The sequence below is a fragment of the Glutamicibacter sp. BSL13 genome (assembly GCF_052928425.1).
Map to the genome: position 1 here is coordinate 1 of NZ_JAVGCZ010000074.1, position 13,249 is coordinate 13,249.

Here is a 13,249-nt window from a genome sequence, read left to right on the forward strand (position 1 = left end):
TCAACGCGCATCACCGATTGTGATACGTCATTGTCCACAGGAGCACAGAATCGTCGGCAGTTCCCCATACATGGAAAAGCAGTACCAGTTACGTGGACATGCGGTACCCAAAACGGCTATTTAACAACCTGACGACGGAACTCCTCAATGCCTTGACGCCGCAGCTTGGTGTCATCCCCCTTTTTGAGCAGCATCGCCGTTTGGACATAGTTTCCCCGGGGTATGAGCACGAAGACGCGATCGGGCGAGAACACCGGCAACAGCGTGTTGCTGGCCTGCATTGACCCCTTGATGCGGAACCACCAGACATCGACCGGTACTCGGTATTCCCTTAAAGACAGTCCCGCTTGACGGCGCACGGTAGACCAGCGTCCGTCCGCGGCGATCGTGAGCAGCGCCCTGAGCTGCCCCTCCCCGGTCTCGCTGCGGTACTGGACTCCGACAACTTGGCCGGATTCAATCACCACGTCGGTCACTTCGCAATTCATCCGCAGCTCGAAGTTCTCCTCCTGCTCCCCCGCACGGGCCAACAGGCTCAAAAAATCCCACTGCGGCGCCATGGCGATAAATGGGTAGGGATGCTTCAGCCCGGCAAGGTCAACCACCCTGACGTCGTGCCCCCGGCGATCCGGGATGCTGGCACCAAAGACCTTCGAATAGGGAATCTTCTCGAATTCGCCCATCAGACCCAGCTGATCCAGAAGTTCCAGGGTCGAGGGATGAATCGTGTCCCCCCGGAAGTCGCGCAGGAAATCACCGTGCTTCTCCAAAACGACGACCTTCACCCCGCAACGCGCCAGCAGGAGTCCGGCAACCATTCCCGCCGGACCGCCACCGACAATGATGCAGTCGGGATTTTCTGCCATAACCACTCCCTCGCCTCGCAACCTGTTTCAACTCTCGCACCGAAAAGCGGCTCGCGGAAGCCCGGAAAGGTGCTTCCATCCAGGGGAAGGTCAGCTCAGGGTCTGGCTGAAATGGAGGGGAATGTTAACCAGCAGCACCACCGCGACCAGGCCCAGCAACACGAGCCCCAGGCCGCCGAAACCGAGCCACACGAGGATGGGGCCGGCGACCAGTCCCCCGGCCGCACCGCTGAGGTTCATCAGCAAATCCGAGGTGCCCTGCAGCTGCGGACGATGGGCAATGTCAACCGCCCCGCTTACCATGGCCGCGCCGGCCACGGTGGAAGCGCTCCATCCCAGGCCCAGGCAGACCAAAGCCGCGGTGATCAGCGCATAGCTCTCCATGCCGAACCACACCAGGATGCTCGCGGTAATGAAAAGCAGTTGGCCGGCATACACGACGGGGCGTGCGCCGACCCGGTCGGTCAACCAGCCGAAGACTGGGGAGAGCGCGTACATTCCGGCAACGTGGGCTGAAATGGTGACTCCTATCAGGGTCAGCGTTGAGCCGTGGTGCTGCAGGTGGATCGGGGTCATCGACATCAACGCAACCATGTGGGCATGGCTCATCGCGACCGTGATGACTGCTCCCCGGGCGGCCAGGGAGGTGCGCAGAATGGAGAACCCACTGGTTCGCGATACCGCTCCGGTTCGGGGGTTCCCCTCCCGGTGCTGGGCCACGAGCATCGGGTCGGGGCGCAGGCCAAACCAGTAGATCCCCAATCCCACCGCTTGGGCCACCATGGCGATGAGGAAGCCGCCGGTGAACTGCGGCAGATTCAGGGCCCGGGAGATCACTTCGCCCGGCTCAAACAAGTTCGGTCCGGTAACGGCACCAATCGTCGTCGCCCAGACAACCAGGGAGAGATCCCGTCCCCGGGTCCTGTCACTGGACAGGTCGGTGGCGGCGAACCGGGATTGCAGGTTGAGGGCGCTTCCGGTTCCCAGCACTCCCATTCCCAGCAACACCATCGGCCACCAGGCAAGAAGCGTTCCGGCCAGGATGGTCAGCACTCCCACGATGGCGATCAGTGCCCCGGTGGCCAATGAGACCCTACGTCCCCGACGCTGGGCAAGAATGGCCAGGGGTATGGCCATCACAGCAGCCCCGATGGTGTTCATGGTCGCTGCCATGCCCGCCAGGGCGTCGGTTCCGGCAACGTCCACGATCAGCAGGGAGCCGAGAGTCAGGGTCGCTCCTGCGCCCAGACCGCCCAAGACCTGCCCCAGCGCGAGGACCGAAATTGAGCGGCGGCGCACAGCCTGAACCTGCTGATCGGTCCATGTGATGCTCATAAGCCTCATTTCAGCACTGATGGTTCGGGGCCGATAGTAGTACCTGTCATGATCTTAGCGGCCCCGGCGATAACAGGAACACCGCTGTCGTTGTTGCGGGCGCATCGGTCGCGGTTGAAGCAGCCGTCCATGGACCTGTCCGGCTACACGGTGGCAGATCAGCCTGGGGGCCGGACTATTGGCGGGCCCGTTAAGCTGGGTTCGTCCTTCGCTCCTTTGAAAGCCAATGGCGTCGGTACACGCAAGGCCCGAAACCTCCCGATATTTTCGGGGGCCTCGGGCCCTGTTGCCGGTGCAGCTAGCCGCTGATCAGCTGGCTAGTTGTCTGGCTCCTAGAAGTCCCAGTCCTCATCCTCGGTGTTGACGGCCTTGCCGATCACATAGGAGGAACCGGAGCCGGAGAAGAAGTCGTGGTTCTCATCGGCGTTTGGGCTCAGTGCCGAGAGGATTGCCGGAGATACACCGGTGACGGTGGCCGGGAACATGGCCTCGTAGCCCAGGTTCATCAGCGCCTTGTTCGCGTTGTAGTGCAGGAACTTCTTCACGTCCTCACTCAGACCGACCGGGTCGTAGAGGTCGTGGGTGTACTGTACTTCGTTTTCGTAGAGTTCGAAGAGCAGGTCGAAGGTGTAGTCCTTCAGTTCCTGGCGGCGCTGCTCGGTCTGCTGTTCCAAGCCCTTCTGGTACTTGTAGCCAATGTAGTAGCCGTGCACGGCTTCATCGCGGATGATGAGTCGGATCAAGTCCGCGGTGTTCGTCAGCTTTGCACGAGATGACCAGTGCATCGGCAGGTAGAAGCCCGAGTAGAACAGGAAGGACTCCAGCAGGGTCGAAGCGACCTTGCGCTTGAGCGGGTCATCACCGTGGTAGTAGCTCTCGATGATCTGCGCCTTCTTCTGCAGGTTCTGGTTCTCCGTGGACCAGCGGAAGGCCTCGTCAATTTCCTTGGTCGAAGCCAGGGTGGAGAAGATCGAGGAGTAGCTCTTGGCGTGCACCGACTCCATGAAGGCGATGTTGGTGTACACCGCTTCCTCGTGCGGGGTCAGCGCATCGGGAATCAGTGAGACCGCGCCGACGGTTCCCTGCAGGGTGTCCAGCAGGGTGAGCCCGGTGAACACCCGCATGGTCAGCAGTTTTTCGTCTTCGTTGAGGGTGGCCCAGGACTGGATGTCGTTGGACAGCGGCACCTTCTCGGGCAACCAGAAGTTGTTGACCAGCCGGTTCCAGACTTCAACGTCCTTCTCGTCCTGGATGCGGTTCCAGTTAATGGCTTCGACCTTGTTGGTGAGCTGAATCTTCTCGGTCATGGTTCCTCGTTGAAGAGTCGTGGTTTGGTGGTTTAAGTCTACCGCCGCAGGCGGATTCCGGTCTGGCTGGAGGGGGCACCTGTGGGTTCTCCGGTACTGTCTGGAAGCAAACGAGGCATCTGAAAACATTGCGGTCTTCAGATGCCTCGTTTGTTGCGCCCCTCGCGGTGCGAGTCGGGCCAGCTCAGGTTAGAGCATGCACGAGACGCAGTTGTCGACCTCGGTGCCTTCCAGGGCCAGCTGGCGCAGGCGGATGTAGTACAGGGTCTTGATGCCCTTGCGCCATGCGTAGATCTGGGCCTTGTTGATGTCGCGGGTGGTGATCGTGTCCTTGAAGAACAGGGTCAGCGACAGGCCCTGGTCCACGTGCTGGGTGGCAGCGGCGTAGGTGTCGATGATCTTCTCGTAGCCGATCTCGTACGCGTCCTGGTAGTACTCCAGGTTCTCGTTGTTCATGAACGGCGCCGGGTAGTAGACGCGGCCGATCTTGCCTTCCTTGCGGATCTCGATCTTCGAGGCCACCGGGTGGATGGAGGAAGTCGAGTTGTTGATGTAGGAGATCGATCCGGTCGGCGGGATCGCCTGCAGGTTCTGGTTGTAGATGCCGTGCTCCATGATGGAGGCCTTCAGCTTCTTCCAGTCTTCCTGGGTAGGGATCTGGATGTCGGCGAACAGTTCGCGAACACGCTCGGTGGCCGGCTCCCACACCTGGTCGGTGTACTTGTCGAAGAACTCTCCCGAGGCGTACTTCGAGTTCTCGAAGCCGTCGAAGGTCTCGCCGCGCTCGATCGCGATTTTGTTCGAGGCGCTCAGGGCGTGGAACACCACGGTGTAGAAGTAGATGTTGGTGAAGTCCAAGCCTTCTTCGGAACCGTAGTGCACGTGCTCACGGGCCAGGTAGCCGTGCAGGTTCATCTGTCCCAGGCCGATGGCGTGAGAACGCGAGTTGCCGTCGGCAATGGAGGGAACCGAGTTGATGTCGGACATGTCCGAGACCGCGGTCAGCGCACGGATGGCGATGTCCACCGAGCCGGCCAAGTCCTTGCCGTCCATAGCCTTGGCGATGTTCATCGAGCCCAGGTTGCAGGAGATGTCCTTGCCGACACGGGCGTAGCTCAGGTCATCGTTGTATTCCGACGGCGAGGAGACCTGCAGGATTTCCGAGCACAGGTTGGACATGGTGATTCGTCCGGCGATCGGGTTGGCCCGGTTCACGGTGTCTTCGAACATCAAGTACGGGTACCCGGATTCGAACTGGATCTCGGCGATGGTGGTGAAGAAGTCGCGGGCGTTGATCTTCGTCTTCTTGATGCGCGAGTCATCAATCATCTCGTAGTACTTCTCGGTCACCGAGATTTCGCTGAACGGCACCCCGTAGACGCGCTGCACGTCGTAGGGGCTGAACAGGTACATGTCCTCGTTCTTGCGTGCCAGCTCAAAAGTGATGTCCGGAACGACCACGCCGAGCGAGAGGGTCTTGATGCGGATCTTCTCGTCCGCGTTCTCGCGCTTGGTGTCCAGGAAGCGCAGGATGTCCGGGTGGTGCGCGTTCAGGTAGACGGCACCGGCACCCTGGCGGGCACCGAGCTGGTTGGCGTAGGAGAAGGAGTCTTCCAGCAGCTTCATGACTGGAATGACGCCGGAGGACTGGTTCTCGATCTGCTTGATCGGGGCCCCGTACTCACGCAGGTTGGTCAGCGCCAGGGCGACACCGCCGCCGCGCTTGGACAGCTGCAGCGAAGAGTTCACCGCGCGGGCGATGGACTCCATGTTGTCTTCGATGCGCAGCAGGAAGCAGGAGACCAGTTCGCCACGCTGCGCCTTGCCGGCGTTCAGGAAGGTGGGGGTTGCCGGCTGGAAACGGCCGGAGATGATCTCATCGACCAGCTTTTCGGCCAGCTGCTCATCCCCGCGGGCCAGATGCAGGGCCACCATGCACACGCGGTCTTCGTAGCGTTCCAGGTAACGCTTGCCGTCAAAGGTCTTCAGCGTGTAGGAGGTGTAGAACTTGAAAGCGCCCAGGAAGGTCTGGAAGCGGAACTTGTGGTTGTAGGCGCGCTTGTAGAGACCGCGGATGAAGTTCATCGAATACTGGTCGAGGGTTTCCCGCTCGTAGTAATCGTTCTTCACCAGGTATTCGAGCTTCTCATCCAGGTCGTGGAAGAACACGGTGTTGTTGTTGACGTGGTCCAGGAAGTACTGGCGCGCCGCGTAACGGTCGACCTCGAACTGGATCTTGCCATCGGGACCGTAGAGGTTCAGCATGGCGTTCAGGTCGTTGTAGCTCAGTCCCTGCAGGTTCGCAGGAAGCTCCTTGGCATCCTTCATCAGGTCCGCTTCTGAGACTTTAGTGTCCAAAAGGTATCAAGCCCTTCTTTGACTTTGTGGACGTCTTCCGATGTCCCCATCAATTCAAATGTGTATAGAACCGGCACCTGGCATTTGGCTGCGACGCGTTTAGCCGCCAGACAATATGTGGTGCCGAAGTTGGTGTTGCCCGAGCCGATGACTCCCTGAAGAAGCCGGCGGTTCTGTTCATTCCTCAAGAAATTCAGAATTTGCGGTAGAACTGCCCGTTTTCCGTTCTCTCCCCCATAAGTGGGAATCACCAGAACGTAGGGCTTGGTGGCAATGAGTTCTGGTTCGCGCGCAAACAAGGGGATGCGCGCCGAACCGATATTCAGTTTTTGCACAAACCGGTGCGTGTACTCCGACGCAGAAGAGAAGTAAATCAACTTCTGGTCGGTGTACTGCACGGCGTGGCTAGCCTCATCCAACTGCTGATTCTCGGCCAGCGCTGATGGTGGCAAGTCGATCGCCTCCGCTTACTAGTTGAGACGAGTAAAACCCGTGGTTGTTTCGAGTGGCTGAGCCTAGTTTGCCTGGGCCAGAGTCTCGATCTTGTCCGGGCGGAAGCCGGACCAGTGGTCGTTGTCGGTGATGACGACAGGGGCCTGCATGTAGCCCAGGTTGCGCACACGCTCCAGCGCTGCGGCGTCCTGGGAGATGTCGACCTTGTTGTACACGATGCCCTTCTTATCCAGGGCTCGATAAGTGGCGTTGCACTGCACGCAGGATGGCTTGGTGTATACCGTGACGGTCATGTCCCTGTTCCCCTTTGGAAAGTCCCTTTTTGGCTCTGCGACACCCTTCAAGGGTTCGTCACGCGGCCGCCTCTCAAATGCCCCGAAACCGTGTTATCGAGGTGTTTCCGGCGCCTAACGCGCCATCGGGTTCAATACTACATCTTGTGTTGGCCCGTGCAAGCAGCCACAACATGATGTATTACAAGTATGTCATTCGGCCATTGTCAAGTCCACACGTCTTGTGGATAAGAGGCCCGGTTTAAACCGCGATTTCTCGGGGTGGGCCCCATCTTGTCCACAGCCGGTGGACGGCTCGATGTGCGTTAAAAATTCTTTTGTGAGACTCCTTTCGGCGTGTTGGGCGAGCCTGCGGCGGACACACTATCTAGTGCCGGGCGACGGCTGCCGGACCTATCCCTAGTGTCATCCCCGGCACCGACGTTTAGGCTTCAATATCGCCGAATGTGGGAAACTATTCCGCACCCGTTTTCACCGCCACAGACCGCCCGCCACCGACTGATCGGGGCCAACCGCCCTTGCCTGACACAGACTGATACCAGTGCACGAGAGTGTGCGGGCATGCGGAAGGCCGCGCGGGCTCGAGACAAGTGTCCCCAGCCCGCGCGACCTCTAGAACAGCGGATGGTTGCCGGAGAGCGCGCTCGAGGTTCCCAGCACCGCCTGCTCCACTGCCGGCAGCAGCTCGCTGCCGCGCAGCAGTTCACCGATCATCAGCCCGGCGAAGCAGTCTCCCGCGCCCTTGGCGGTGCTGGTGACCCTGGCGGTGTCCACCTGCTCGAAATGCTCCTCGTCCAGTGCGATCAGGCAGCCGATGAGGGACGGATCATCGGTGGGCGCGGAGGTGAGCACCACGTAGCGGCAGCCGGCCTCCATCAAGTCCAGGCACGCGTTCGCCGCGTCCTGCTCGTCGTAGATCGGCTCCCCGCTGAACAGCGCCAGCTCAAAGCGGTTCGGGGTGCTCAGCCACGCGATGGGCAGCAGGTGCTCCCGGTAGCCGTCGGCAACGTCCTGGTGGGTGTAGAGCCCCACATCGTCATCACCCATGGCCGGGTCCAGGATCAGCTTTAGCTGCGGGTAGAGCTCACGGGCCCGGAGATACCAGGCGGCGATGATCCCGGCCTGCCGGGCCTCACCCAGGTAGCCGACGAACACGTACTGGGTGTCATCGAGCACCTGGCGAGCCAGCAGGTCGTCAAGGAACCCGGTCAGCCAGGTCTCGGGCACCGGGCCCCCGGCCAGGCTCGGGTAGTGCGGCAGGTTGCTGAGCACCACGGTGGGCACCTGCACGCAGCGGTGCCCGGCCGCCTCGATCATCCGGGCCACGGTGTTGTTTCCCACCGCGCCGTAGGCCAGCTGGGATCCGATCACCACGGCCTTGACCGGGCGTCGGTCCAGTTCCAGCCCGCTCACTGCGCGGGCCGGTCCGGATAGTGGCGGGCGCCGAAGATTCCCTGGCCCACGCGCACCACGGTGGCGCCTTCGGCGATGGCCAGCTCGAAGTCCCCGCTCATGCCCATGGACAGCTGTGTGAAGCGTTCCGGGTTGGGCGCGGCATCGCGCACCGACTCGGCGCACTCGCGCAGCCGCCGGAAACTGGCCCGCACCATCGCCTGGTCGGTGGAGTGGGCCGCCATCGTCATCAGCCCGCGCAGTTCCAGGCGGTCCAGGGGCTTTAGCGCGGCGGCCAGTTCGGCGGCCTCGTCGGCCTGGATCCCGGATTTGGTGTCCTCGCCGGACGTGTTGACCTGGATGTAGACCTCCAGGGTCCGCTCGGCGGCCTCCAGTTGGCGCTGCAGGGTCTCGGCCAGGCGCAGCGAGTCCAGGGCGTGGAACTCGTGGGCGAAACGGGCCACGAACTTGGCCTTGTTGCGCTGCAGGGGCCCGATGATGGCGTAGCGCAGGTGGGTCAGGTCCGCCAGCTCCTCGCTCTTGGCCAGGGCCTCCTGCACCTTGTTCTCCCCCAGCGTGTCAACGCCGGCGGCAATGGCCAGGCGCAACCGCTGGGAGGGGATGGTCTTGGTTACCGGCAGCAGCCGTACGTCCTTCGGGTTCCGGCCGGCCGCGGTGGCCGCCGCGGCGATGCGCTGGTGAACCGCCTGCAGGTTGTGGGTGAAATCCTCGATGGTCGCGGCGTGCGCCGCAGCTGGTTGCGATGTCATGAAAGCGTACAGGCCTCTTCTTCAACGTAGTCGATCTGAACGTCCGCAAAACGTGGTGCCCCGGCGGGCACGGTCCTGCTTAAGCATAGGCTCCTACGGGCATGGGCTTCACATTTGACGCAGCAGCCCGCCGATGTCCGGACGGGTGTCGATGATGCTGCGGATCGGACCCAACACGGCGGCGACACTGGCCCGCCGGGTGAGCGCGTCGCGCACGGCGGCCCAGGCGGCGCTGCGCCGGAACATCAGCCGGGCCAGCCGGCGCGAGTTGTCCTGGGCGGCCAGCACGCGGGGCCTTGCGGCCTTCAGGTAGCCCGCGAGCAGCTGCGGCAGCGGGTAGCGGCCGTGTTCGGCCAGGGCGCCGGCCAGCAGCCAGGCCGAATCCAGGGCCATCCCGGCCCCGATCCCGGCGGTGGGCAGGAAGCCGGCGGCCGCGTCCCCGAGCAGCACCACCGGCCCGCTGACCCACCGGCTGGCCCGCACGTCCTCCAGGTTCCAGTAGTAGGGGTGCTGCTGGGACATCAGCGTGTCCCCGACGGTGCGAAATTCCTGCGGGATGGCCCCGGTGTCGCGGTAGACGGTGTCCAGGAAGCCGGCCGGCCCGGCCTGGCACAAGGCGCTGGGCCCGCCCAGGAAGAAGCCGGTGGCGCCGGGGACCGGGTAGGCGCCCATGAAGTAGCCGTTGCCCCACAGTTCACTGCCGGTGGCTGGCGATTCAGGTTCAGCTGCCCCGCCGGGTTCAACGCTGCGCCGGCTTTCGGTTTCCTCCCACACCACCCAGCCGCCCCAGCCGGTGTTCAGCCGTTGGGTGGGTACCCGCAGCAGGGTTCGGGTGGAGGAGTTCATGCCTTCGGCAACGATCACCAGGTCAAAGCGCTGGGTCCATTGCCGTTCGGGGTTCTGCAGCGTCACCGAGGCCTGCTCCCCCTGGACCTGCAGGTCGGTGAGGATCGTGTTGCAGGAGGCCGGGACCGCCGCGGAGCGCAGCAGCTGCAGCAGCCCGGCGCGGCCGATGCCGCGGTAGCTGCCGGCGGCACCCATCAGCTCGCCCAGCCGGTCCTCGCGCAGCAGTGCGCCGTGCCGGTCGTAGAGCCGGTAGTTGGCCAGCTCGATGCTGTGCCGCCGGTAGGCTTCGGTGAGCCCCAGGGCGTGGAAGAGGTCCTCGGCCAGCGGGAAGAGGGCGAGCATGTATCCGGCCGGGGCGTGGGCGCCGGCGCGTTCAATCAGGGTGACCCGGTGCCCGCTGCGCTGCAGCAGCCCGGCCACGGCACTGCCGGCGATCCCCGCGCCGCAGACCAGCACGTCCAGTGGCGTGCTGGTCTGCGGCAGCTGGTGCTCGGTCATGGCGGTGCCGGTTGGGGCTACCGGGGACTGGTGCGGGTCATCGGCGGTGTCCTAGAACATTCGGCGCCAGTTCGTCTTGGCCAGATCCAGCAGTTCGTCGCCGCGACCGGACATCACGGTCTTGATGGCGAACAGGGCGAAGCCCTTGGCCTGTTCGAACTTGATGGTCGGCGGCATGCTCAGCTCCTGGCGGTCGGTGAGCACATCGAGCACCACCGGTCCGTCGTGGGCCAGCATCTGCTCGACCGCGTCGGGCAGGTCCGCCGAGTCGGTGACCCGGATGCCCTTGATGCCCATGGCCTCGGCCACGGCGGCGAAGTCCGGGTTCTCCAGCGCGGTGCCGTAGGTGAGGTAGCCGGCGGCCTTCATCTCCAGCTCCACGAAGTTCAGCGAGGAGTTGTTGAACACCACGGTCTTCACGTTCAGCCCGTTCTGCTTCACGGTCAAAAGCTCACCGAGCAGCATCGTCAGCCCGCCGTCACCGGCCAGCGCGATGGACTGGCGCTTGCGGTCCACGGCCTGCGCGCCGATGGCGTGCGAGAGCGCGTTGGCCATCGACCCGTGGTTGAAGGAGCCCAGCAGCCGGCGCTTGCCGTTCATGCTCAGGTAGCGCGCCGCCCACACGGTCGGTGAGCCGACGTCCGCGGTGAACACCGCGTCCTCGCTGGCCGCCTGGTCGACCAGGCGGGCCAGGTATTGCGGGTGGATCGCGTCCCCGCGCTTGGAGGGGGTGGCCAGCTCGTCCAGCTTTTCGCGGGTCTTGGCGAAGTGCTTGGTCGACTCGTCCAGGTGCTTGCGGTGCTTGGAGCGCGGCAGCACCTCGGACAGGGCCCGGGCGGTGTCCTTCACGGTGCCCACCAGCGGGATGTCCACCTTGGTGCGCCGCCCGATCTGTTCACCGCGCAGGTCCACCTGGATGGTGGTGGCCTCCTCGGGCAGGAACTGCTGGTACGGGAAGTCGGTGCCCAGCATCAGCAGCACGTCGCAGTCCTCGATGGCGCGGTAGCCCGAGGCGAAGCCGATCAGCCCGGTCAGGCCCACGTCGAACGGGTTGTCGTAGGAGATGTGGTCCTTGCCGCGCAGCGCGTGCACCACCGGGGCGGCGAGCTTGTCGGCCAGCTCCATCACCTCGGCGTGGGCGCCGGCGCTGCCGGCACCGGCCAGGATGGTGACCTTCTTGGAGCCGCCAAGCACCTGGGCGGCGCGTTCGATCTCCGCCTCGCTGGGCAGCACCCGCGGTTCGGTCTTGGCGATCTTGCGCGGGGTGATGCGCGGCATGTCCTGCAGGGCCACGTCCCCGGCGATCACCAGGACCGCCACCCCGCGCTTTTCAATGGCCTCGCGCATCGCGATGTTCATGATGCGCGGCATCTGCGAGGCGTCGGAGACCTGCTCGACGTACACCGAGCATTCGCGGAACACGTCGGTGGGGTGCGTTTCCTGGAAGTAGTTGGAGCCGATTTCCTCGGTGGGGATGTGGGCGGCGATGGCCAGTACCGGCACGCGGGAGCGGTTGGCGTCGTACAGCCCGTTGATCAGGTGCAGGTTGCCCGGCCCGCAGGAGCCGACGCAGACGGCCAGCTCCCCGGTGATCTCGGCTTCGGCGGCGGCGGCGAACGCGGCGGCCTCCTCATGGCGGGTGTGCACCCATTCGATGCGCCCGTTTTCCCGCAACGCGTCGGTCAGGCCGTTGAGCGAATCGCCGGGGATCCCGTACATCCGCTTCACGCCCTGGACTTCGAGCTGGCTAATGATGTTCTGCGCGACCGTAGGCATAGTGCCTCCTCATTTTCGCCGGCGGACGATTTCCACCGTTTGCCTCACTGCTGAGCCTACGACGCATTGCGCCCAGGTGCCACGTTTGGCCACAAATCTCACACCCCCGTGTGCATAAGGCCGCATGTCACCGGTGGAACTCTTAGGTCGGATCGGGGGTGGCGGCTAGCCGGCGAAGCCGGGCCAGTAGTGGCTGTCGGGCAGGGCGCGGGCCCCGAAGATCGCCTGGCCGACCCGCACCACGCTCGCGCCCTCGGCGATGGCCAGTTCAAAGTCCCCGCTCATCCCCATGGACAGTTCATCCAGACCGACCGTGTCAGGGGCCTGCTGGCGCAGCCGCTCACGCAGTTCGCGCAGGCGCACGAAGCAGGCGCGCACCCGTTCGGTGTCGCTGGAGAAGATCGCCAGGGTCATCAGCCCGCGCACCCGCAGCCGGTCAAAGGCCGGCAGCTGGGTGAGGAAAGGCGCAGTGTCCTCGGGCGCCAGTCCGAACTTGGATTCCTCGGCGGACGTGTTCACCTGGACGAACACATCCAGCGTCCGGTCCTCCAGTTCCAGCCGCCGCTGCAGGGCGGTGGCCTGGCGCAGGTTGTCCAGCGCCTGGAATTCGTGGGCGAAGCGGGCCACGTACTTGGCCTTGTTGGTTTGCAGGTGCCCAATGACCGAGAACTTCAGGTTCGGGATGTCGGCCAGGTTCTCCGCCTTGCGCGCGGCCTCCTGCACCTTGTTCTCCCCCAGGTAGTCCATGCCCGCGCCGATCGCGATGCGCAGGCGTTCCTCCGGCACGGTCTTGGACACCGGCAGCAGGCGCACCGAGCCCGGCTCGCGCCCGGCGGCGCGTTCGGCTTCGGCGATGCGTTCGCGCACCGAGGCCAGGTTGTGCTGGAAGTCCTGCAGGGTCTGTGCGTGCGCGGCGGCGCTGGAACCTGGCTGGGGTGCTGTCATGATGCGTGCTTCCTTCCCACGATGCTGGCCACGGTGCGGGCACGGCGGACCCGCCCACTGCCCTTCAGTCTAGGCACTCCCGGCGAAGAACCGGTTCCCCAAGGTGGCGGGGCTAAGCTGTGGGAAGAGCCGGCAGACCCTGCCGGCACACCCCAGGCCGTGAGATGGAGGAAGCCTTGTCCGCCAAAGACCCGCAGACCATCGATGTGCGCCAGATCCCCAAGCCGCAGCGCCACGCCCGGATTTTCGAGCTTTTCGCCCGGTTGCAGACCGGTGAACAGCTGGTGCTGCTGGCCGATCATGAACCGCAGAACCTGCGCCGCGAGTTCGAGCGGGACCAGCCCGGTGCCTTTGACTGGCAGGCCCGGGCCCTGGACCCTGGACAGTGGCGGGTGCTGCTCACCCGGCTG

12 protein-coding genes are annotated in these 13,249 nt (G+C 63.9%); 1 reads left to right on the forward strand and 11 read right to left on the reverse strand.

Going from position 1 to position 13,249, the window contains the following annotated elements; all coding sequences use genetic code 11:
• Positions 1-116 precede the first annotated feature (116 nt).
• From RCJ92_RS11770 to RCJ92_RS11820, 11 genes are all read right to left on the reverse strand, one after another.
• Positions 117-866 (reverse strand): FAD-dependent monooxygenase, encoded by a 750-nt coding sequence (locus RCJ92_RS11770; protein WP_446754659.1) that lies wholly within the window; start codon positions 864-866, stop codon positions 117-119.
• 90 nt (positions 867-956) lie between these two features.
• Positions 957-2,201, reverse strand: coding sequence for an MFS transporter (locus RCJ92_RS11775; RefSeq protein WP_446754660.1), 1,245 nt, complete (start codon positions 2,199-2,201; stop codon positions 957-959).
• A 332-nt stretch (positions 2,202-2,533) separates the two neighbouring features.
• Positions 2,534-3,508: a class 1b ribonucleoside-diphosphate reductase subunit beta gene (gene nrdF, locus RCJ92_RS11780; protein ID WP_054820721.1), complete on the reverse strand. Its 975-nt coding sequence runs from the start codon at positions 3,506-3,508 to the stop codon at positions 2,534-2,536.
• A 189-nt stretch (positions 3,509-3,697) separates the two neighbouring features.
• The gene (gene nrdE / locus RCJ92_RS11785; RefSeq protein ID WP_138174209.1) at positions 3,698-5,836 is read right to left on the reverse strand and encodes a class 1b ribonucleoside-diphosphate reductase subunit alpha; all 2,139 of its coding nucleotides are present in this window, start codon (positions 5,834-5,836) and stop codon (positions 3,698-3,700) included.
• Entirely contained in the window at positions 5,836-6,285 is a 450-nt protein-coding gene (nrdI, locus tag RCJ92_RS11790) for a class Ib ribonucleoside-diphosphate reductase assembly flavoprotein NrdI (RefSeq protein WP_246049467.1), read from the reverse strand. Before nrdI ends, nrdE begins: the two co-directional genes overlap by 1 nt.
• A gap of 96 nt (positions 6,286-6,381) precedes the next feature.
• Positions 6,382-6,612 carry a glutaredoxin-like protein NrdH gene (nrdH, locus tag RCJ92_RS11795; RefSeq protein WP_054820723.1) on the reverse strand — a complete coding sequence of 77 codons (231 nt, stop codon included), beginning with the start codon at positions 6,610-6,612 and terminating at the stop codon, positions 6,382-6,384.
• A gap of 612 nt (positions 6,613-7,224) precedes the next feature.
• Positions 7,225-8,025 carry a PfkB family carbohydrate kinase gene (locus RCJ92_RS11800; protein WP_446754661.1) on the reverse strand — a complete coding sequence of 267 codons (801 nt, stop codon included), beginning with the start codon at positions 8,023-8,025 and terminating at the stop codon, positions 7,225-7,227.
• Complete coding sequence (locus tag RCJ92_RS11805) at positions 8,022-8,774, reverse strand: YggS family pyridoxal phosphate-dependent enzyme (protein ID WP_138174213.1); 753 nt, start codon at positions 8,772-8,774, stop codon at positions 8,022-8,024. Before RCJ92_RS11805 ends, RCJ92_RS11800 begins: the two co-directional genes overlap by 4 nt.
• A 108-nt stretch (positions 8,775-8,882) precedes the next feature.
• A complete protein-coding gene (locus RCJ92_RS11810; RefSeq protein ID WP_446754662.1) occupies positions 8,883-10,118 on the reverse strand; it encodes an FAD-dependent oxidoreductase in 1,236 nt (411 codons plus the stop codon).
• A 51-nt stretch (positions 10,119-10,169) separates the two neighbouring features.
• Complete coding sequence (gene poxB / locus RCJ92_RS11815) at positions 10,170-11,894, reverse strand: ubiquinone-dependent pyruvate dehydrogenase (protein ID WP_446754663.1); 1,725 nt, start codon at positions 11,892-11,894, stop codon at positions 10,170-10,172.
• Between the two features lie 165 nt (positions 11,895-12,059).
• Positions 12,060-12,839 carry a YggS family pyridoxal phosphate-dependent enzyme gene (locus RCJ92_RS11820; RefSeq protein WP_138926291.1) on the reverse strand — a complete coding sequence of 260 codons (780 nt, stop codon included), beginning with the start codon at positions 12,837-12,839 and terminating at the stop codon, positions 12,060-12,062.
• A gap of 176 nt (positions 12,840-13,015) precedes the next feature.
• Here RCJ92_RS11820 and RCJ92_RS11825 point away from each other — a divergent pair.
• Positions 13,016-13,249, forward strand: a 234-nt coding sequence (locus RCJ92_RS11825; protein ID WP_446754664.1) for a DUF2249 domain-containing protein, incomplete at its 3' end; no start/stop codon positions are given.